Here is a 20,550-nt window from a genome sequence, read left to right on the forward strand (position 1 = left end):
TCCCCCGCTTCGCTCCTCCCGAACAACGCCGAGGGGACCCCGATGATCACGAGAGTCCTCGTCGCCAACCGCGGCGAGATCGCGCGCCGCGTGTTCGCCACCTGCCGCCGCCTCGGCATCGGATGCGTGGCTGTGCACTCCGACGCCGACGCCGGGTTGCCGTTCGTGGCGGAGGCGGACGTCGCCGTACGCCTCGAGGGGAACGCGCCCGCCGACACCTACCTCCGCGGCGACCTCGTGATCGAGGCCGCGAAGCGCAGCGGCGCCGACGCGATCCACCCGGGCTACGGCTTCCTGTCGGAGAACGCCGACTTCGCCCGCGCGGTCGAGGCTGCCGGGCTCATCTGGATCGGCCCCTCGCCCGAGTCGATCGAGGCGATGGGTTCCAAGATCGAGGCCAAGCGGCTGATGAAGGCCGCCGGCGTCCCGGTGCTCGAGGCCGCGGACGGCGAGCTCCCGGTGCTGATCAAGGCCAGCGCGGGCGGTGGCGGCCGCGGCATGCGGGTCGTGCGCCGCGCCGAGGACCTCGCTCCCGAGCGGGCCGCGGCCGAGGCGGAGGCCGCGAGCGCCTTCGGCGACGGCACGGTGTTCCTCGAGCCGTACGTCGAGCGCAGCCGCCACGTCGAGGTGCAGGTCGTCGGCAACGGGCGCGGGGACGTGCTGGTGCTCGGCGAGCGTGACTGCTCGGTGCAGCGCCGGCACCAGAAGGTGGTCGAGGAGGCGCCCGCCGCGGCCGTGCCGGGTGACGTCGTCGACGCGCTGCACGAGGCTGCCCGCCAGGCCGCCGCCGCGATCGACTACCGCGGCGCCGGGACGGTGGAGTTCCTCCACGACCCCGACACCCAGCGCTTCTTCTTCCTCGAGATGAACACGCGACTCCAGGTCGAGCACCCCGTCACCGAGCTCGTGTGGGGAGTCGACCTGGTCGAGCTGCAGATCGCCGTCGCCGAGGCCTGGGCGAGCGGTGCCGCCCTGGGGTTCTCGCGCGGTGACGGACAACCGCAGCGGCACGCGATCGAGGTGCGGCTCTATGCCGAGGACGCGGACTACACGCCGCAGAGCGGGCGGCTGCTCACGCTCGAGATCGACCACGACGTGGCGTTCGGGGTCGGTGCCGGCGGCGAGCGCGGCGTCCGGGTCGACTCCGGCTTCGCGTCGGGCACCGAGGTCGGGACGCACTACGACGCGATGCTCGCCAAGGTCATCGCCTGGGCGCCCAGCCGCGAGCAGGCGATCCGCCAGCTCGTCGCCGCCCTGCGCGGCGCCCGGATCCACGGGGTCGTGACCAACCGCGACCACCTCGTCGACATCCTCCGCTCGCCCGAGTTCGTGGCCGACGAGGTGACCACGTCGTGGCTCGAGTCCGCCTCGCTCGGACCTGAGTCCGCCGCGGACTCAGGTCCGAGCGGACGTGTCGAGGTCGTCGCCGGGGCGCTGATGCTGGCCGCGGACCACGCGGCGCGGCGCACGGTCCAGGGTGGCGTCCCCGCCGCCTGGCGCAACGTCACCAGCCAGCCGCAGCGCACCACCTTCGAGGGCCACGAGCCGGTCGAGTGGTGGGGCACCCGCGACGGCTTCGTGGTCGACGGGGTGACGGTCCTGGAGGTCAGCCCGACCCACGCCCGGCTGGAGGTCGACGGCGTCGTCACGCAGACGCGCGGGCAATGGTCCGACACCGCACCCGGCACCCCGCGCGAGCTGTGGGTCGACGGACCGGCACTGTCCGCGTGTCTGCGCGAGGTCCCACGGTTCACCGACCCCGCCGACGCGGTCGCGACGGGCAGCCTGCTCGCGCCGATGCCCGGCACGGTCGTCCGGGTCGCCGTCGCCGCCAGCGACGAGGTCGAGGCGGGGGCCGTCGTGCTCGTGCTGGAGGCCATGAAGATGCAGCACACCGTGACCGCGCCGCACGCCGGCACGGTCACCGAGATCAACGTCGAGCCCGGGGCGCAGGTTGCGTCCGGGGAAGTCCTGGCCGTCGTCACCGAGGGAGAGTCATGAACGAGCGAAGCGAGCGAATCATCCAGCACAGCGCGCGATGTGCCTCATGCGCGCACGGAGCGAAGCGAGTACGTGCATGAGCACGTTCACCGAGTCCGAGGAGCGGATCGAGCTCCGCAAGCAGGTCGCCAAGCTGGCCTCCAAGTACGGCCGCGACTGGTTCACCGAGAAGGCGCGCGCCGGCGAGAAGACCACCGAGCTGTGGCTCGAGATCGGCAAGGCGGGCTACCTCGGGATCAACATCGACGAGGAGTACGGCGGTGGCGGCGGCGGCATCGGCGACATCGCCGCGGTCTGCGAGGAGCTGGCCGCGCAGGGCTGTCCCCTGCTGATGATGGTCGTCAGCCCGGCGATCTGCGGGACCGTCATCGGTCGCTACGGCACGCCCGAGCAGAAGCAGCGCTGGCTGCCCGGGATCGCTGACGGCACCGCCACCATGGCCTTCGCGATCACCGAGCCCGACGCCGGCACCAACTCCCACAACATCACGACCACCGCCCGCCGCGACGGCGACGGCTGGGTGCTCAAGGGCCAGAAGATCTACATCTCCGGCGTCGACGAGGCCGAGAACGTGCTCGTCGTCGCCCGCGCGGAGGACGCGCGGACGGGCAAGCTCAAGCCGTGCCTGTTCGTGGTCCCGACCGACGCGGACGGCTTCGAGTTCACCGCGATCCCGATGGAGATCGTCAGCCCCGAGCAGCAGTTCCAGGTGTTCATCGACGACGTCCGCCTGCCCGCCGATGCGCTCGTCGGCGACGAGGACGGCGGCCTCGTCCAGCTCTTCGCCGGGCTCAACCCGGAACGCATCATGGCCGCGTCGTTCTCCACGGGGCTGGCCAGGTTCGCCCTCGAGCGCGCGGCGGCGTACGCCAAGGAGCGGTCGGTCTTCAAGGACCCCATCGGTGCCCACCAGGCCGTCGCCCACCCGCTCGCGCAGTCGCACATCGAGATCGAGCTGGCGCGGCTGATGACCCAGAAGGCGTCCGCGCTCTACGACGCGGGCGACGACATGGGTGCCGGCGAGGCGGCCAACATGGCGAAGTACGCCGCCGCCGAGGCGGCCTGCGACGCCGCGGACCGCGCCGTGCAGACCCACGGCGGCAACGGGATCACGCAGGAGTACGGCATGGCCGGACTGCTCGTCGCGACCCGCGCCGGCCGCATCGCGCCCGTGAGCCGGGAGATGATCCTCAACTTCGTCGCCATGCACTCGCTGGGGTTGCCGAAGTCCTACTGAGGGGCCGATCGAGGCACGTTCCGGTCACGGTGAGGCCACGAAGGCAACGTGTGGAAAAGAGATCTGTCAGGAACCGTTGACAGGAAGCCTTCCCGTCAACGGTAATCAGCGCAGTCATATTCGCCGGGGCGGCTCGTTGCTGCCCTTTCATCCACCGGAGATGTGTTGATCCGTCGATCCCTTGCCGCTGTCGCGGCAGCCACCTTGGTGGCCGGCATGGCGCAACCCGCCATGTCGGCCGAGACCAACCCAGCCGCGGCATCCGCGGACCCCTCGCTCGTGCAACGCATGAAGAGCGAGGCGGACGGAGCCGTCCAGCTCTCCACCGAAGGCGCCACGGGCCGGGTGGGCTTCGCCCGCACGGCCGGTGACCTGCTCCCGTCGGTGGACGCGGACTCCGCGCAGGGCGCTGCAGCCAAGGCCGGCGCCTACCTCGACCGCTACGCCGCGGCCTTCGGCGCCGCGCGTGCGGAGCTGAAGCAGTCCGAGGTCCGCAAGACCCTCAACGGCTGGACCGTCGAGTTCACCCAGAACTACCGCGGCGTCCCGGTGTTCGCCGCCGACCTCCGGGCCCACGTCGACGCGCAGGGGGACCTCACCGCGGTCAACGGCTTCGCGGTCCCCGGTCTCGACCTCGACGTCACGCCCGTCGTGTCGAAGGCCGACGCAGCGGCGCGCGCGCTCCGCATGGTCAAGGCCTCCCCTTCCGGCTCCCGTGGCAAGCAGGACACCACGGGGCTGAAGGTCGTGAGCAACGACCTCATGGTCTACCGGATGGGAGCGACCCGCGGCGTCGACGGCGCGTCGGTGCTCGCCTGGGTCCTCGAGGTGAGCAACCAGCGCACGGTCCGCGAGTCGGTGATCCTCGACGCACGCACCGGCAAGCCGGTCAACCGCTGGTCGATGATGGCCCACAACACCGACCGCGAGCTCTACGAGGAGGCCTACGACCCGGACAACCTCGTCTGGGCGGAGGGCGACCAGTTCCCCGGCGACCTCGACGAGGACCAGGCCAGCGAGGTGCTGGGCGCCGGTGAGACCTACTGGATGTTCATGAACACCTTCGGCCGGGACAGCTACGACGGCGAGGGCTCGACGATGCGGACGGTCAACAACGACCCGACCATCGACTGCCCCAACGCCAACTGGAACGGCACGACCACCAACTACTGCTCGGGCGTGAGCAGCGACGACACCGTGGCCCACGAGTGGGGGCACGCCTACACCGAGTACACCTCCGGCCTGATCTACCAGTGGCAGTCGGGCGCGATGAACGAGGCCTACTCCGACATCTGGGGCGAGACGGTCGACATGCTCAACGACCGGATGAACGCCGACGAGACCGAGAAGCGCCTCGAGGGCGACTGCTCCGTGCTCACGCCGGCCATCCTCGCCGTCGACATCACGGCTCCCGCCGACGTCGCCGGTCCGTGCCAGGCCGTCCCCGCCTCGGGTGGTCCGGCCTTCACCTCCGACGTGCTCACCCCGCAGGTCGTGGTCGGCCTCGACGAGGAGGACGCGGAGAACGACGACCTTCCGACCGACGGCTGCTCGCCGTTCACCAACGCCGCCGCGATCGACGGCAACTGGGTCTTCGTCGACGAGAACCTCAACACCGGCTGCGGCGCCAACAGCCTCGCCGCCTACTACGAGGGCGTGGCGGACAACGCCATCGCCGCGGGTGCCGAGGGCATCATCTTCGGCGGCGACCCGGCGTTCGCGCCGTGGGACATGCCGGGTGCGACGTTCACGATCCCGGCGATGCAGGTCGACGGTGACTCCGGCGCCCGTTTCCGGGCGGCCGGCACCAGCACGGTCCGCGTCTCCCAGAAGACGTCCCCGGCCGACCCGTCGGCCCGCTGGCTCTCGGGCGAGGAGGACCCCGCTTTCGGAGGGGCGATCCGCGACATGTGGAACCCCACGTGCTACGGCGACCCGGGCAAGGTCTCGGACGAGGAGTACCACTGCGAGACCACCGACAGCGGCGGGGTGCACACCAACTCCGGCGTCGTCAACCACGCGTACGCCCTCATGGTCGACGGCAGCACCTACAACGGTGTCACCGTGCCGGCGATCGGGCTCGACAAGGCCGCCAACATCTTCTGGCGCACCCAGAGCGAGTACCTCACCCCGACCTCCGACTTCGCCGACCTGGCGGACGGCCTCTCGGCCGCCTGCTCGGACCTGCGCGGTCAGGCCATCAACGCCGTGACGCTCGGCACCGGCCCGACGGGTGGGGGCGAGGCCCTGCCCGAGCGTGCCGACAAGATCACGGCTGCCGACTGTGCCGCCGTCGACTCGGCGGCCCGGGCCGTGGAGCTGAAGAGCGAGCCCGTGCAGTGCGAGTTCGGACCGCTGCTCGCCAAGAACACCCCGGCGATCTGTGGCGACGGCTTCGTGAGCGAGACGACCTGGAGCGAGGACTTCGAGGACGGCCTCGCCGGTTGGACCCAGGACGAGGAGCTCGTCTACGACGACACCACGGGCATCCCGTGGGCGGCCAGCACGTCCGCCCCGGGCGGCCACGCGGGCGGTGTCGCCTTCGCTGCCGACCCGACCACGGGCAGCTGCCAGGGCGACGCCGACGACATCTCCGGTCGCAACGGCCTGGTCAGCCCGGCCGTCACCTTCCCGACCGGGGAGGCCGCCAGGCTCTCGTTCGACCACTACGTGGCGACCGAGGTCGGCTGGGACGGCGGGAACGTCAAGGTCAGTGTCAACGGGGGCGACTTCGAGGTCATCCCGGCCTCGGCGTACGTCTTCAACGCTCCGGGTGCCGCCCTCGAGACGGTCGCGGACGGCAACACCAGCCCGCTCGCCGGCGAGGTCGCGTTCACCGGCACCGACGGCGGCGAGCCCACCGGCTCGTGGGGCACCTCGATCGTCGACCTCAGCGCCATCGCCGGCGCCGCGCCGGGCGACCAGCTGACGTTCCGGTTCGACATGGGCCGCGACGGCTGCAACGGCGTGGACGGCTGGTACGTCGACAACGTGACCGTCCAGATCTGCAAGGTCGCCACGACGCCGACCCCGACCCCGACGCCCACGTCGACCCCGACGCCGACGCCGACGCCGACGCCGACCACGACGCCGTCCCCGGTGGAGAAGGTGAAGACCACGATCGTGCTGAAGACCCCCAAGCGGGTCAAGATCCGGTCGGGTCGCGGCAGGGTCACCTTCGTGGTGACCAGCAAGGGCTCGACCCCCACGGGCGAGGTCGAGGTGACCATCAAGGGCGCCGGCAAGAAGAAGTCCGTGACCGTCGTCCTCGACGGGGCCGGCAAGGGCAAGGTCAAGCTGCCGAAGTTCAAGAAGACCGGCAAGGTCAAGGTCAAGGTGAGCTACGGCGGCGACGTCGCCAGCCTCTCCTCCTCGGAGGTGAAGCGGTTCCGGGTCGTCGACTGACCTGACCAGCAGCACTGCACCACGAGCGGGGGTCGGCCGATGGCCGGCCCCCGCTCGGCGTGCCCGGCATCACGCCGGCGTGATGTTGGCGTTGTGGCGGAAGAAGTTCGTCGGGTCGTACGCCGCCTTGAGCCGCCGCAGCCGGTCGAGCTGTGAAGCGGAGTAGGCCTGCGCGAGGCGCGAGGCGCCGTCGTCGGAGGTGAAGTTCACGTAGACCCCGCGACTGTGCGGCGCGAGGTCGTCGAAGAAGCCACGCACCCAGGCCCGGTGCCGGTCGGCCTCGCCCGACTGCTCGGGCAGCCACGAGCCGACGATGTTGATGTCGTGGGCGGCGGTGCGGTGCGGGAAGGCCGTCGCGTCCTCGGGCACCCGCGACATCGCCCCGCCGAAGCTGAAGATCGGGACCGACGAGAGCGGGGAGCTGATCGTCGCGAGGTGCTCGCAGATGATGGCGATGACGTCGTCGGTGAGCGGGCCGAGGCGGTGCGACTTCCAGTAGTAGTGGCGTCCGTGCGGCACCGCCGCGTCGAGCATCTTCTGGTGGGCGACGTACGGCTTCGTGGTGATCGCGTCGACCAGCGGGGTGCCGAGGGCACGCAGGGGCTTCAGGTGCTCCTCGCCGGCCTCGATGTCGCCGGCCCACGTCACGATCAGCCCGACGATCGGGGTGCCGTGCACCTCGGTCGGGAAGACGGGCAGCGGCGGCGCGAGCCGGAGGTTGGCCATCAGGCCGAGCTCGTCGGGCGCGTCGGCGATGAAGTCGCGCAGGAAGGCGAGGACGGCCGGGGCCTGCGCGGCGGGCCAGGCGATCAGGCCGGCGAGGATGCTCGGCCCGAGCGGCTGGAGGTCGAACTCGAAGCTGGTCACCACCCCGAAGTTGCCTCCGCCGCCGCGCAGCCCCCAGAAGAGGTCGGAGTTCTGGTCGGCGCTCGCCACGACGTGCTCCCCGTCGGCGGTGACGACGTCGCATGCGCGCAGGGCGTCGATGGAGAGGCCCTGCTTGCGCATCAGGTGGCCGATCCCCCCGCCGAGGGTGAGCCCGGCGATCCCGGTGTGGCTGACGAAGCCGCCGGTCGCGGCCAGCCCGAAGGCCTGGGCCTCGCGGTCCACGTCGGCCTGGAGGGCGCCGCCCCCGGCCCTGATGGTGCGCGCGACCGGGTCGACGCGGGTGCCGGTCATCGCCGACAGGTCGATGACGATGCCGTCGTCGACCACGGCGTGCCCGGCCACGGCGTGGCCGCCCCCGCGGACGGAGGCGGGCAGGTCGTGCTCGCGGGCGAAGCGGATCGCGGCCGCGACGTCGGCGGCACCGCGGGCCCGCGCGACGAGGAGCGGGTGGCGCTGGATCTCCCCGTTCCAGACCTGCCGTGCGTCGTCGTACGCCGGGTGGTCGCGGCCGATGAGGTCGCCGCTGAAGTGCGGCGCGAGCGCCTCGACGCTGGGGGCGGTGGCAGTGGTGGTCATGGTGTCCTCCCTGGGTGTGGCCTTCAGGGTCGGCCCGGCCCGATCGGCGCTGCCAGTACCGAACCTGTACTGGTACAGAACCCATAGCGGTCCTACCGTCGGAGGATGACGACGACCTACGGCCAGTTCTGTCCGGTGGCGATGGCCTCCGAGGTGCTCACCGAGCGCTGGACGCCGCTCGTCGTGCGCGAGCTCCTGTGCGGCAGCACCCGCTTCAACGACCTGCGCCGCGGCGTACCCCTCATGTCACCGGCCCTGCTGTCGAAGCGGCTCAAGACCCTCGAGCGGGTCGGCGTCGTCGAGCACCGCGACGGGGAGTACCTCCTGACGCCTGCCGGCCAGGAGCTGCGGGGCGTGGTCGAGGCGCTCGGGGTCTGGGGCCAGCGGTGGGCGCGTGGCGACGTGGTCGCCAAGAAGTACGACGCCTCGCTGCTGATGTGGGACATCCACCGCAACGTCGACGTCGCCGCCCTGCCGACCGAGCGGATCGTGGTGCACTTCCACCTGCAGGGCTCCAGCGACCGCAAGAGCCACTTCTGGCTGGTGCTGCAGTCGCCGACGGTCGACCTGTGCCTCACCGACCCCGGCCACGACGTCGACGTCGAGGTCGCCGGTCACATCGCCACGATGGTCGACTACTGGATGGGGCGCGCCGACTTCATGACGGCCGTGAAGGCCGGCGAGCTGTCCGTCGCCGGTCCGCGCCCGCTCGTGCGTGCGCTGCCGACGTGGTTCACCCGGAGCCTGTTCGCCCCGGTGCCGCTGCCGGCGTGAGGCCTCAGCGCCCGTAGCGCTACCGGACGGTCCGGTGGTGTTCGGCGCACTGCGCCCACCCGACTGTCCGGTAGCGCGGCCGCCCTGTCGGTCGGCCCTCCTAGGCTGTCGCGCATGGCCCCGAAGGACCGACCGCTGGTGCCCGAGGAGTGGGTGCGGCGGCTGAGCGCGATCCTGTGCGCGCTGCCCGAGTGTGCGGAGGAGCCGGCCTGGGTCGGCACCCGGTGGCGGGTCGGGCAGGCCACCATCGCGCACGTCTTCGGTGGCGAGGACCAGCTGTTCCGGATCACGTTCCGCGCCGAGCCCGACGAGGTGATGGCCTTCGAGCACCTCGGCGACCCCTACTTCCGTTCCGGCTGGGGCGCCAACGTCGTCGGGATGCTGCTCGACGGCGACACCGACTGGGTCGAGCTCGGCGAGCTGCTCACCGACTCCTACTGCCTCCAGGCCCCGGCCCGGCTGGTGCAGCACGTCGAGCGCCCGGCCTGACCGGCCGGCGCTCCTGACGGTCAGGCGTTCGGCTGGCTGACCCGCACGTGGTTCCCGAAGGGGTCGCGGATGCCGAAGTCGGTGCCGTAGGGCTGCTCGACCGGCTCCTGGGTCACCTCGACGCCGGCGTCGACGAGGGCGGCGTACGTCGCGTGCACGTCGTCGCTCTGGAGGAACAGCCCGCCGAGCGCGCCCTTGGTGACGAGCTCGCGGACCTGGGCGGCGGTCGCCTCGTCGTGCTGCGGGCCGCCGACGAGCTCGAGGAGCAGGGACGTGTCCTGGCCAGGCACGCCGATGGTCAACCAGCGCATGAACCCGAGGTCGATGTCGTCGCGCACCTCGAACCCGAGGTGGGAGGTGTAGAAGTCGAGTGCCTCGTCCTGGTCGAGGACGGGCACGCTGCGGATGTGCAGGGAGGTGATGTGGTTGCTGTTGTCGTTGGTCATGACGAGGACGCTAGGCGGGCGAGGGGTCGGGTCGCTTCTCCGAAACCGCTGTCCGTGGGGCGCCCTCGCGCGGACGGGTCCACGCGGCGATGAAGCACGACGGCACGTGCACCGGCTCGTGCCTGGTCCGGAACTCGCTCGGTGAGCAGCCGACGACCGTGCTGAAGGTCCGGCTGAACGTCCCCAGGCTGGCGAACCCCACGTCCCACGCGATGTCGGTGACGGGCCGGTCGGTCTGGCGGAGCAGCGTCATGGCCCGCTCGACGCGTCGACGCTGGAGGTAGCGGTGCGGCGTCTCGCCGTACACCTCCTTGAAGACGCGGCCGAACTGCGAGGCGCTGAGGTGCGCGATGCGGGCCAGGGTGGGCAGGTCGAGGGGCTCGGCGTAGCGCCGGTCCATCTCGTCGCGGGCACGCAGCATCCGGCGGTTCACGTCCTCCTGCGGGGTCAGCGCCACGCGGTCACGGTAACGGTCCGGGCACGGGGTCGGTGGTGGGCTGGTGGGGCTTGGTCGGGCGGCGCATGCTGGAGGGGTGATCAAGCTCGTCATCCTGCTCGCCGTCGCCACCGTCGGCTTCATGGTGTGGTGCCTGGTCGAGGCGATCTCGGCCGACGGCTCCCGCACCCGCAACCTGTCGAAGGCCGTGTGGATCCCGGTCATCCTCCTCCTGCCGCTGGTCGGCGCCCTCGCCTGGGTGTTCGCCGGCCGCCCGCAGGCCGTCGCGGCGACGGCCGCCGGCCGGCCACCGCAGGACCTGACCCGCCGCTCCGACCCGACCAACCCGGCCGAGGAGGCCGCCGACTTCTCCGACCGGGCGCGCCGACGCGTCGAGGAGCAGCGACGCCGCTACGAGCAGCAGAAGAAGAACAAGGACCAGGAGACGCCCGAGGTCGAGTGAGACCTCACCGCAGCGGGACGAAGCGGTAGCGCCCGTGCTCGGTCACGACCCGGCCCGGGTGGGTGACCCGCAGCATCGTCCCGGCGACGGGGATGACGAGGACGCCGTCGTCGCCGAGCTGGTCGACCAGCTCGTCGGGCAGCTCGGCCGGCTCCGCCGAGACCAGGATCCGGTCGTACGGCGCTCGCCCCGGCACCCCCAGCACGCCGGCGTCCGCCTGGGTGATCGAGGCCCACGGCTGGTCGGTCGCGTCGAGGTTGGTGCGGCCGAAGGCGACCAGCTCCGGCTCGAGCTCGACCCCGACGACCTCGCCGGTCGGCCCGACGAGGTGCGCGAGCAGGGCCGTGGTCCAGCCCGACCCGGCGCCGACGTCGAGCACACGCTGGCCGGGGTGCACGTCCAGCAGGCGCAGCATGTCGTCGACCGTGCGCGGCTGCGAGTTCGTCTGCCCGGCGGCGATGCGCAGCGGGCCGTCGTACGCCGCGCGTGAGCGTGCGCCCGCGGGCAGGAACCCCGCCCGCGGGTGGGCGGCGAAGGCGGCCTCGACGGCGTCCATGCGGCTGAGTCTGCCGCTCCGGCAAGGTACGGGGGCGGCCACCTCCAGGGAGAGGTGGCCGCCCCGACCCCGGGGAGGTCGGAAAGAGGTCTGGTGGGGGGTCAGCCCTTCGCGGGCTTGGCGGGCTTGGCGGGCTTGGCCGGCTTGGCCGGCTTGGCCGGGTGGCTGGGCTTCGCCGGGTGGGTCTTCTCCGGCTTGGGCGCCTTGGTGGGCTTGGCGGGATGGGTCGGCTTGGCCGGGTGGCTGGGCTTCGCCGGGTGGGTCTTCTCCGGCTTGGGGGCCTTGGTCGGCTTGGGGGCCTTGGTCGGCTTGACCTCCGGCTCACCGATCAGGGCGACGCAGTAGGTGGCCATGTTCTCCTTGCCGCCGGCGGCGGTCGCCAGTGCGGTGAAGGCGGCGCTGTCGAGCGCCTTTCCGTGCAGGGACTTGTCGTGGGCCCGGAAGGCGTTGCACAGGCCGACGAGGTTGGGCGAGGGCGCGTTCGTCGACGACGGCTTCGCCGGCTTGGGGGCCTTGGTCTTCTTCGGCTTCTTCGTCGGCGTCGGCGTCGCCGTGCTCGTGGTGGTCGGCGTCGCCGTCGTGGTGGGGGCGGTGGTCGACGGCGTGGTGGTGGCGCGGTTCTTGGCGACCGACGACGTGGCCTGGTCCGACGCCTGGTCGGGCAGGGTCGGGAGCTTGCCGGTGGCGGCGAGGGCGAAGCCGCCCGAGGTCAGGGCGACGATCGTGCCGGTCGCGATCAGGGCCTTGGCTGCGGCGCTGCGTGCGGTGGTCATCTCACTCCTGCGGTCGGGTGCGGTGGTGAGACGGGCGGCGTGGAAAGCCGCCACGGCCGCGTCCTCGCGGGCCAGCTCGCCGGGGCGGGTCGGCGCGCGCAGCGCATCGAGCACCGGACCGACCGTGGGGTCGGCAGGGGCCGAGGCGTCCAGGAGGCGCTCGGTCCGGCGTCGGGTGAAGCGGTGGCGGTTGCTCATCTCGTGCCCTCAGCGTCGGGAGCCGGCGAAGTGTTGCGGGTCGGTGCCGATTTCTTCACGGCCTCGCGATCCAGCTTCCGGGCGAGGGCGCGCAGCCCGCGGTGGCTCGCGCTGCGCACGGCGCCGGGTCGCTTGCCGAGGATGCGCGCGGTCGTCGGCGCGTCGAACCCGAACATCGTCCGCAGCACGATGGCCTCGGCCTGGTCGGGCGGGAGGGACGCGACCAGCTCGAGCGCGGCCTCGGTGCTGAGCGTGCCGATCACCGCAGCCTCGACATCGATGTCGGCGGGGCGGTCGAGGGCCTCGAGGAGCTCGCTGTCGGCGCGCGGCTGGCGGGGACGCCGCCGCAGGTGGTCGAGGGCCCGGTGTCGTCCGATGGTCGTCACCCAGCCGCGGAACCCGTCGGCGTCGCCGGTGAACCGTCCGAGGTCGCGGAAGGCCTGTGCCCACGTCTCGCTGGCGACGTCCTCCGCGTCGTGCGGCCCGACGAGCACCGTCAGGTAGCGCAGCAGGCGCGGCTGGACGTCGCGGTAGACGGCCCGCATCGCCGACTCGTCGCCGGCGAGCATCTGCTCGACGTGCGGGTCGAGCGGGTCGGAGGCGTCGGGCACGACGCAGGTGTCTACCTCACTCCTGCGCCTCGCGCCAGCGTCAGGCCCGCGGCGGGCGTGGGAAGAAGAGCGGCACGCGGGCGGCGTACGCGTCCCAGCCCTCGCGCTGCGACATCGTCTTCTCGAGGAGCTTGGCGCCGGTGACGTTGCGGATGAAGTACGTCATCGCGACGGGTGCGAAGACCGTCGCCAGGCCCTGGACCCAGCCGAGGGACACCGCGCCGGCGAGCCAGAGGCCCCACCACACGCAGGCGTCACCGAAGTAGTTGGGGTGTCGGGTCCAGCCCCACAGTCCGGTGTCGAGGATCGTCGGCCGGGACTCCTTCGGCTGCGCCTTGTAGGCCGCGAGCTGCCGGTCCCCGACGACCTCGAAGAAGAGCCCGATCGCCCAGACGACGACACCGACACACACGACCGGCCACCAGCGGACGTCGTACGCCGCCGCGACCTGCAGCGGCGCCGAGATGATGAACGCGACCACGGCCTGGGTGAGGAAGACGCGCCCCAGCACCTTCGCCGCGCCGGCGTGCCAGCCCGGTCCGCCGAGCATCTTCTCGTAGCGCGGGTCCTCGCCGGCGCCGTGCGATCGGCGCAGGATGTGCCAGGCGAGGCGACCGCCCCAGATGGTGACGAGCAGCGCGAGCATCCACGAGTGCTGGTCCGGCCACACCAGAGCCAGCACCAGGGCAATCACGACGAACGAGGAGCCCCAGGCGACGTCGACCACGGCCACCCGGTCGACCCGCTTGCTGATCGCGGCCGTCGTGCCCATCACGGCGAGCGCCGCCGCGAGGGCGACGACGATCGCACTCAGCACGTGCGCCTCACCATCCGCGGACGGCCGGCAGGGTGTGGGCAGCGCCCGGGCGCACCATCAGGATCTGGTCGACCCCCATGCGGCCGTCGCGGAACGCCATCGAGCCGCCGACGAGGTAGAGCCGCCACACGCGCACGACCTCCTCGCCGACCAGCTCGGTCAGCCTCGGCACGTTGGCCTCGAAGCGCTCCAGCCAGCCGGCGACGGTCAGCACGTAGTGCTCGCGCAGGGCGTGCACGTCGCGCACCTCCAGACCCCCGTGCTCGAGGTGCGCGACGGTCTCACCGACGGGACGCATGTGCATGTCCGGTGCGATGAAGGACTCGATGAACGGACCGCCGCCGGGGTGGCGTCCGCCGAGCTTGCCCGAGCGGGACATCTGCTGGACCAGCACGCGACCGCCCGGCTTGACCGAGCGACGCAGCACCTCGACGTACGTCGGGTAGTTGGCCTCGCCGACGTGCTCGCCCATCTCCAGGGAGCCGACGGCGTCGAAGTGGTCGCGCTCGGGGACGTCGCGGTAGTCCTGGAGCCGGATCTCGACCCGGTCGCCGAGACCGCGCTCGGCGATGCGGGCGTCGATGAACTTCTTCTGCTCGGCCGCGATCGTGACGCCGGTGACCTGGGCACCGAAGTGCTCGGCGGCGTGCAGCGACAGCGAGCCCCAGCCACAGCCGACGTCCAGCATCCTCGAGCCCCGCTCGAGGCCGAGCTTGCGGCACACCAGGTCGAGCTTGGCGCGCTGGGCGTCCTCGAGCGAGGTCTCCGGGCTCTCGTGGTAGCCGCAGGAGTAGGCCATCGCCGGGTCGAGGATCAGCGAGTAGAACTCGTTGCTCAGGTCGTAGTGGTGGCTGATCGCGCGGCGGTCGCGGATGGCGCTGTGCAGGCGACCCTTGACGCGCGCCTGGCTGGCGGGCAGCTGCGGCGGCAGGCCGAGCACGCCCAGGCCGGCCGCGGCGCGCAGGGCCTGGACCAGGGCGGCCGGCGAGCGGCGTACACCCTCGAGGCCGCGCTCCTGGCCGACGGCGAAGGCGTGGGTGAGGGCCGAGTCGAGGTCCCAGCCGTCCTGCTCGGGCACGTCGAGGTCACCGGTGACGTAGGCCTGCGCGGCGCCGAGCTCGCCCGGGTGCCACAGCAGCCGGCGCAGCGCGTCGGGGCTGCGGAGCACGACCAGGGGGCCGTCCTCCGGACCGGCGACCGAGCCGTCCCAGACCTGCAGGCGCACCGGCAGGTCGCCACCGATGAAGGGACGCGCGGCCTCGGCCAGCCGTTGCGCGAGGCCGGTGGCGGTCAGGGTGGGGCGCTCGGTGGTGGCGGTCATGAGGCGTCCTTGGTGAAGGTCAGCTGCTCGACGTTGATGTAGCCCGCGGCGAAGCCGGCGCGGGAGTACTCGAGGTAGAAGTGCCACATCCGCATGAACAGGTCGTCGAAGCCGAGGGCGATGACGGCGTCACGCTGCGCGAGGAACCGCTCGTCCCACCGGCGCAGGGTCTCGGCGTAGTGGCTGCCGAACTCCAGCAGCCCGGTGCGACGCAGCGCGGTCTGCTCGGAGGTGATCTCGTCGATGACCTGCACGCTGGGCAGGAAGCCGCCGGGGAAGACGTACTTGTTGATCCACGTCTGGGTGCCCGCGGTGGCCAGCATCCGGTCGTGCGGCATGGTGATCGCCTGGATCGCCAGCCGGCCACCGGGCGCGAGGGTGTGGTCGATGGTCTGGAAGTAGGTGCCCCAGAACTCGTGGCCCACGGCCTCGATCATCTCGACGCTCACGACCGCGTCGTACGCCGCCGTGAACTGCGGCTCGGCCAGCGCGCGGTAGTCGCGGAGCTCGATGCGGACCCGGTCGGCGAAGCCGGCCTCGGCGACCCGCTGCTCGGCGAGCTCGAGCTGCTCCACCGACAGGGTGACCGAGTGGACGCTCGCGCCGCGACGGGCGGCGCGGATCGCGAGCTCGCCCCAGCCGGTGCCGATCTCGAGCACGCGGGTGCCCTCGGTGACGCCGGCCTCGTCGAGCAGTCGCTCGATCTTGCGGCCCTGCGCCTCGGCGAAGTCGGGGGTGTGCGCGGCGCCGACCGTGACGTCGGTGCCCTCGGGCGGGGTGGCCAGCAGGGTGCCGGTCGCGTGGTCCGCACTGGTGAACGAGGTGTCGAACAGGGCCGACGAGTAGCTGAGGGTGTCGTCGAGGAACAGCGCGAACAGCTCGTTGGACAGGTCGTAGTGGTGCGAGATGTTGGCCTGGCTGTTGTCCTCGGTGCTCCGCTGGTGCCCGGGGGTGCGGTGCGTGACGAATGCGCGGGCCCGCTGCAGCGGCTCGGGGATGAGCGTGGCGATGCGTGCCGCCGGGACGGTGAGGAACTCGGCCAGGTCGTCGGTGTCCCAGGCCCCGCTGAGGTAGGCCTCGCCGAAGCCGATCAGGCCGTCGCGGCCGAGGCGGGCGTAGAACTCGTCGGGGCGGTGGATGACCATGCGAGGGCCGCCGCGCCCGAAGGTGCGTCCGACGCCGCGGTCGTTGGGTGCCTCCTCGACGAGGACGTCGAGCCGGCGGACGGCAGCCGTGAACAGCCGGCGCGCGACCACGGCCGAGACGGCGGTGCGCGGACCGGTGCGGACGGGCTCGAGGGCGGGCAGCCGCGAGGTGCCGTGCTCGGAGGCGGGGACGCCGGCGGGGACCCGGACGCGTCCGTGGTGGCGGGGCGCGGCGGTGCCGGGCTGGTCGCTGGGGTGCGTGCTGGGCTGGTGGTCGAGACTGGTCATCGGACACCTTCCTGGTGGTGGGCCGGTCGGGGGCGGACCGGGAGTCGGCGGGCCCACAGCCAGATGCCGTGGGCGCGGATCAGGGCACTGCTGCGCAGGGCGGCACCGGCGGTGCGCCAGCCGCGGGCCTCGACGCCGCTCTCGCGCTCGCCGGTGACGGTGGCGCTGAACGGTCGGCCGTCGGCGGTGTGCAGGGTGACGGCGACGGCGAGCCGGTCGTCGGGGATCGGGACGGCGAGCTCGTAGTGGCCGTCCACGCCGTGGAAGGGCGAGACGTACATCGCCTTGTCCGTGCGGGCGCGGCCCTGCTCGTCGGGGTGGACGAGGTAGGCATGGCGATCGCCGTACGTGTTGTGGACCTCGACGACCGTGGCGGCCGGGGCCCCCGAGGCGTCGAAGCACCAGAAGACCGAGATCGGGTTGAAGCAGTAGCCCAGGGAACGCGGGTTGGCGGCCATCACGATCCGGCCGCCGTCGAGCTCGACATCGTGAAGGGCGAGGAACTCCTCGACGTTGGCCCGGATCGTGGTGTCGGGGCGGCCGAGGTGGTCGCGCGCCTCGAAGCGGGCGACTGCGCCGTGGTCGGGGAGGTCGTCGAGGTCGACGAGCCACAGGTGCGAGGAGTGCTCGAAGCTGCGCTCGAACGGGGTGCGCCGGGTGTGGCGGATCGTCGTTCGGAAGATGCCCGGCTCGACCCGGGCGGCCGCCGACGGGGTCGACGCGGGCCAGGTCAGCCCGAGCCGGGTGGCGGCGGCCAGGCCCGAGCGTGCGCCGTCCTCGTGGAAGCCCCAGCCGTGGTAGGCCCCGGCGAAGGCGACGCGGTCGGTGTCGATCGAGGGCAGCCGGCGCTGGGCGGCGACGGAGGCGGGGGTGTAGAGCGGGTGCTCGTACTCCATCCGGTCGATCACGCTCGCCGGGTCCACGAGGTCCTCGCCACCGAGGGTCACGAGGTAGTGGGTGTCGGTGGGCAGCCGCTGCAGCCGGGTCAGGTCGTAGGTGACGGTGACCTGGCCGGTCGGCGTCGCCGGGCGCTGGAAGTTCCAGCTCGACCGGGCGTTGGTGGCGTGCGGCAGCAGCGAGGTGTCGGTGTGGAGCAGGGCGGTGTTGGCGGAGTAGGGCAGGGCGCCCAGCACCTCGGCCTGCTCGGTCGTCGGCGACTCGAGCATGGTCAGCGCGTGCGAGGGATGGGTGGCGACGACGACCGCGTCGAACGCGTGGACCTCGCCGTTGCCGTCGGTCACCTCGACCCGGTCGGAGAGCTCGCGCACCGAGGTGACCTTGGTGCCGGTGCGCACCGACTGGAGCTCGGCGGCGACGGCGGCGACGTACGTCCCCGAACCGCCGGTGACCGTGCGCCACTGCGGGGAGCCGAAGACGCCGAGCATCCCGTGGTGCTCGAGGAACGTGAAGAGGTAGCGCGCGGGGTAGTCGAGCGAGGTCTCGGGGTCGCAGGACCACACGGCCGCCACGAGGGGCTCCATGAAGTGGCGCACGAAGTGGTCGGAGAAGCCGCCGTCGGCGAGGAACTCGCGCAACGTCTGGTCGGCGTCGACGTCGTAGTCGTCACCCACGTGCCCGCCGGCGGACAGGACCGCCCGCGCGCGCCGGTGGAAGCGCGGGATCGCGGCCAGCATCCGCCAGTGGTCGGCCGACCGCAACGACGAGCGGGTCGGGAACAGACCCGTGGCGCCGAGGGCTCCGGCGTACTCGACGCCGGACCCCTGGTCGGACACCGACAGCGACATCTCCGAGGGCTGCGTCGCGATCCCCAGCTCGGCGAAGAGCCGCAGCAGCGTGGGGTAGGTGCGCCGGTTGTGCACGATGAAGCCGGTGTCGATGCGGAGCTCGCCGTCGGGGGAGTCGACGACGTGCGTGTCGGCGTGCCCGCCGAGGCGGTCGTCGGCCTCGAACAACGTCACGTGGGCGGTGCGCGAGGCGACGTACGCCGCGGTGAGGCCCGCGACACCGGAGCCGACGACCCCGATGCGACGTGGCGTGGAGGTCACGTCGCCTGCGAGAAGTCGAAGAGGGCGACCGGTGGCAGGTTGGGCGTCTGCGAGCCGCCGGCCGGCTCGACCGTCACCCCGGCGGCCGACGCCGTCGCGGCGTCACCCTCCAGGACGATCTCCTGGTTGCCGCCGCCCTCCATCAGCCCGGCCGAGACCAGCTCGCCGTGCTGCTGCAGCCAGAGCTGGTATACCTGACCGCTCGGCGCGTCCGACATGTCGACCGTCTTGATGACGGCCTTGTGGAGCGCCTTGGAACGGGTGACGGTGGCCTGTCCGGCGTCGCCCAGGTCGACGCTGACCGACTGGGCGTCGGGAGCGCGGAGCACCTGCTCGGCGGCGGTCAGTGACCCCTGGTCGGTCTTGTCGACCGTCGAGGACCACGGCTGCCAGGCCGCAAGACCCACGCCGACGACGGCGAGGACGGCCGCGGCGACCAGAAGGGGAAACCAGGCGGCTCGCCGTGCCGGAACGACGACCGGCGGCAGCGGGCGGATCTGGGAGATCCCGGTCAGGACGGAGTCGCGCAGCGATGCGGGCGGGGCGATGGCCACGGACTCCGACAGGAGCGCGGTGGTCTCGCGCAGGCTGGCGACCTCGAGGCGGCAGTCCTCGCACTCGGCGAGGTGACGTTCGAAGGCCGCCCGCTCGATGTCGTCGACAGCGTCCAGGGCGTAGGCGCCCGAGAGCTTGTGAATGTCACTCATGACCCAACTCCCATCGCGTCGCGCAACCGGATGAGTCCGTCCCGGATGCGGGTCTTGGCCGTGCCGACTGGAACGTCAAGCATCGTTGCCACTTGTGTATGTGTGTAGCCACCGAAGAAGGCGAGCTCGACGGCCTCGCGCTGCACCTCGGTGAGCCCCGCGACCGCGACACGCACTCGCTGGGCTTCCAGCGAGGCGTGGGCGGCCTCGAGGGTCGTGTCGTGCTCTGTCTGACGGGTCTCGCGGTGGTACGTCTCGTCGCGCGCCGTGGCCGACTCGGCCGAGCGGACCCGGTCGACGGCCTTGCGGTGCACGATCGTCAGGAGCCAGCCGATTGCGGTTCCCCGAGCGGGATCGAAGCGGCTGCTCGTGCGCCAGGTGTCGAGGTAGGCCTCCTGGACGACCTCTTCTGCGTGTGCGGGATTGCGCACCACGCGCAGCGCCAGGCCGTAGGCCCGGGCCGACGTGGCGTCGTACAGCTCGGCGAAGGCGGCTTCGTCGCCGCGGCTCGAGCGCTGCATCAGCGATGCGAGCCTCGCGGCCGTGTCGACCCCGGACGGGGTGGCCTCGGAGGAGGCCACCCCGTCGGGAACGGGCTTCAGGTGATCCACGTCAGTGATCCTTGCCGATGTGTCGGAGATCCGACAATCACATCTGGGGCATCATGACGGTGTCGATGACGTACACCTTGGCGTTGGCCGTGGTGATGTTGCCGCAGATGATGTTGGCCTTCTCCTCGGAGTCGGCGGTGAACATGTCACCCGAGCCCTCGACGGTCAGCTCGTCCTTGTTGAGCGTGTCGAAGGTGCCGGCCAGGTTGTCCGGCGTCAGGGTCTCGCCCACGACGTGGTGCGTGAGGATCGCGGTCAGCGTCTTCTTGTCCGCGAGGACCTTCTTGAGGGTCTTCGGCGGGATCTTGGCGAAGGCGTCGTCGGTGGGCGCGAAGACGGTGATGCCCTCGGCCGAGTTGAGCGTGTCGACGAGACCGGCCTCGGTCACCGCGGCGACCAGGGTCTTGAGGAGCGGGTTGCCGGAGGCGGCGGTGGCGACGGGCTCGGTGGCCATGCCCTCGAACGAGCCCGGGTCGGACGGGTCGGTCGGGATGGCGGCGCAGCCGTCACCGAAGGTGCCGTCAGCGGCGGCGGCGTCGGCCGACTCCGACTCGGTCGGGGTCTCGGAGGCGGACTCCGAGGGGGTCTCGCTGGCGCTGGAGCTGGTGTCGTCGGAAGCGGTGTCGCCACCGTCGTCGCCGCCACAGGCAGCCATGCCCAGGGAGAGGGTCAGCGCCATCGTGGCGAGGCCGGTCTTGCGAGCGATGCGGTTCATGGAACTGCCTTTCGTGAGGGTCTCCGGCGCCGGTGGCGCCGGAAGTCTTTCCGGAATGTGTTCGGTGCCTCGGACGAGGCGGATTGG

At 72.0% G+C, this 20,550-nt stretch carries 19 protein-coding genes; 6 read left to right on the forward strand and 13 right to left on the reverse strand.

All coding sequences use genetic code 11. The features are described from left to right. Window positions 1–42: 42 nt before the first annotated feature. The 3 genes from C7S10_RS10000 (at window position 43) to C7S10_RS22990 (ending at window position 6,643) form a co-directional block, all read left to right on the forward strand. Complete coding sequence (locus C7S10_RS10000; RefSeq protein ID WP_108344281.1) at window positions 43–2,001, forward strand: acetyl/propionyl/methylcrotonyl-CoA carboxylase subunit alpha; 1,959 nt, start codon at window positions 43–45, stop codon at window positions 1,999–2,001. Between the two features lie 76 nt (window positions 2,002–2,077). After that, window positions 2,078–3,238 carry an acyl-CoA dehydrogenase family protein gene (locus C7S10_RS10005; RefSeq protein ID WP_108344282.1) on the forward strand — a complete coding sequence of 387 codons (1,161 nt, stop codon included), beginning with the start codon at window positions 2,078–2,080 and terminating at the stop codon, window positions 3,236–3,238. A 216-nt stretch (window positions 3,239–3,454) separates the two neighbouring features. Then, the gene (locus C7S10_RS22990) at window positions 3,455–6,643 is read left to right on the forward strand and encodes a M4 family metallopeptidase (RefSeq protein ID WP_133176479.1); all 3,189 of its coding nucleotides are present in this window, start codon (window positions 3,455–3,457) and stop codon (window positions 6,641–6,643) included. Window positions 6,644–6,712: 69 nt separating this feature from the next. On the opposite strand, the gene C7S10_RS10015 is transcribed toward C7S10_RS22990, so the two are convergent. After that, entirely contained in the window at window positions 6,713–8,107 is a 1,395-nt protein-coding gene (locus tag C7S10_RS10015; RefSeq protein WP_108344284.1) for an FAD-binding oxidoreductase, read from the reverse strand. 105 nt (window positions 8,108–8,212) lie between these two features. On the opposite strand from C7S10_RS10015, the gene C7S10_RS10020 reads away from it, so the two are divergent. Together C7S10_RS10020 and C7S10_RS10025 are read left to right on the forward strand one after the other, a co-directional pair. Beyond that, window positions 8,213–8,881 (forward strand): winged helix-turn-helix transcriptional regulator, encoded by a 669-nt coding sequence (locus tag C7S10_RS10020; RefSeq protein WP_108344285.1) that lies wholly within the window; start codon window positions 8,213–8,215, stop codon window positions 8,879–8,881. A gap of 114 nt (window positions 8,882–8,995) precedes the next feature. Further along, the gene (locus tag C7S10_RS10025) at window positions 8,996–9,370 is read left to right on the forward strand and encodes an MmcQ/YjbR family DNA-binding protein (protein ID WP_108344286.1); all 375 of its coding nucleotides are present in this window, start codon (window positions 8,996–8,998) and stop codon (window positions 9,368–9,370) included. A gap of 20 nt (window positions 9,371–9,390) precedes the next feature. Here the strand turns inward: C7S10_RS10025 and C7S10_RS10030 are convergent, their stop codons facing one another. Next, window positions 9,391–9,816: a VOC family protein gene (locus C7S10_RS10030; protein WP_108344287.1), complete on the reverse strand. Its 426-nt coding sequence runs from the start codon at window positions 9,814–9,816 to the stop codon at window positions 9,391–9,393. A 10-nt stretch (window positions 9,817–9,826) separates the two neighbouring features. After that, window positions 9,827–10,273 carry a helix-turn-helix domain-containing protein gene (locus tag C7S10_RS10035; protein ID WP_243395299.1) on the reverse strand — a complete coding sequence of 149 codons (447 nt, stop codon included), beginning with the start codon at window positions 10,271–10,273 and terminating at the stop codon, window positions 9,827–9,829. A 76-nt stretch (window positions 10,274–10,349) separates the two neighbouring features. Between C7S10_RS10035 and C7S10_RS10040 the strand changes: the two genes are divergently transcribed. Beyond that, on the forward strand, window positions 10,350–10,715 hold the full coding sequence (locus tag C7S10_RS10040; protein ID WP_108344289.1) for a PLD nuclease N-terminal domain-containing protein: 366 nt from the start codon (window positions 10,350–10,352) through the stop codon (window positions 10,713–10,715). 4 nt (window positions 10,716–10,719) lie between these two features. Here the strand turns inward: C7S10_RS10040 and C7S10_RS10045 are convergent, their stop codons facing one another. The 10 genes from C7S10_RS10045 to C7S10_RS10090 form a co-directional block, all read right to left on the reverse strand. Then, complete coding sequence (locus C7S10_RS10045) at window positions 10,720–11,271, reverse strand: protein-L-isoaspartate O-methyltransferase family protein (protein WP_108344290.1); 552 nt, start codon at window positions 11,269–11,271, stop codon at window positions 10,720–10,722. Between the two features lie 101 nt (window positions 11,272–11,372). Further along, window positions 11,373–12,242 (reverse strand): hypothetical protein, encoded by an 870-nt coding sequence (locus C7S10_RS22030; protein ID WP_133176480.1) that lies wholly within the window; start codon window positions 12,240–12,242, stop codon window positions 11,373–11,375. Further along, window positions 12,239–12,853 carry an RNA polymerase sigma factor gene (locus C7S10_RS10055; RefSeq protein ID WP_207769321.1) on the reverse strand — a complete coding sequence of 205 codons (615 nt, stop codon included), beginning with the start codon at window positions 12,851–12,853 and terminating at the stop codon, window positions 12,239–12,241. The genes C7S10_RS22030 and C7S10_RS10055 overlap by 4 nt, the downstream gene beginning before the upstream one ends. 40 nt (window positions 12,854–12,893) lie before the next feature. Continuing rightward, window positions 12,894–13,670, reverse strand: coding sequence for a DUF1295 domain-containing protein (locus C7S10_RS10060; protein WP_243395300.1), 777 nt, complete (start codon window positions 13,668–13,670; stop codon window positions 12,894–12,896). Between the two features lie 7 nt (window positions 13,671–13,677). Continuing rightward, window positions 13,678–14,991: an SAM-dependent methyltransferase gene (locus C7S10_RS10065; protein WP_207769322.1), complete on the reverse strand. Its 1,314-nt coding sequence runs from the start codon at window positions 14,989–14,991 to the stop codon at window positions 13,678–13,680. Continuing rightward, window positions 14,988–16,424, reverse strand: coding sequence for an SAM-dependent methyltransferase (locus tag C7S10_RS10070; protein WP_108344292.1), 1,437 nt, complete (start codon window positions 16,422–16,424; stop codon window positions 14,988–14,990). Before C7S10_RS10070 ends, C7S10_RS10065 begins: the two co-directional genes overlap by 4 nt. Then, a complete protein-coding gene (locus C7S10_RS10075) occupies window positions 16,421–18,430 on the reverse strand; it encodes an FAD-dependent oxidoreductase (RefSeq protein WP_108344293.1) in 2,010 nt (669 codons plus the stop codon). The genes C7S10_RS10070 and C7S10_RS10075 overlap by 4 nt, the downstream gene beginning before the upstream one ends. After that, window positions 18,427–19,137: an anti-sigma factor gene (locus C7S10_RS10080; RefSeq protein WP_108344294.1), complete on the reverse strand. Its 711-nt coding sequence runs from the start codon at window positions 19,135–19,137 to the stop codon at window positions 18,427–18,429. The genes C7S10_RS10075 and C7S10_RS10080 overlap by 4 nt, the downstream gene beginning before the upstream one ends. After that, window positions 19,134–19,748 (reverse strand): ECF RNA polymerase sigma factor SigK, encoded by a 615-nt coding sequence (gene sigK / locus C7S10_RS10085; protein WP_108344295.1) that lies wholly within the window; start codon window positions 19,746–19,748, stop codon window positions 19,134–19,136. The genes C7S10_RS10080 and sigK overlap by 4 nt, the downstream gene beginning before the upstream one ends. A gap of 37 nt (window positions 19,749–19,785) precedes the next feature. After that, complete coding sequence (locus tag C7S10_RS10090; RefSeq protein ID WP_108344296.1) at window positions 19,786–20,463, reverse strand: fasciclin domain-containing protein; 678 nt, start codon at window positions 20,461–20,463, stop codon at window positions 19,786–19,788. Window positions 20,464–20,550 lie beyond the last annotated feature (87 nt).

Source organism: Nocardioides currus, assembly GCF_003057875.1.
GTDB lineage: Bacteria > Actinomycetota > Actinomycetes > Propionibacteriales > Nocardioidaceae > Nocardioides > Nocardioides currus.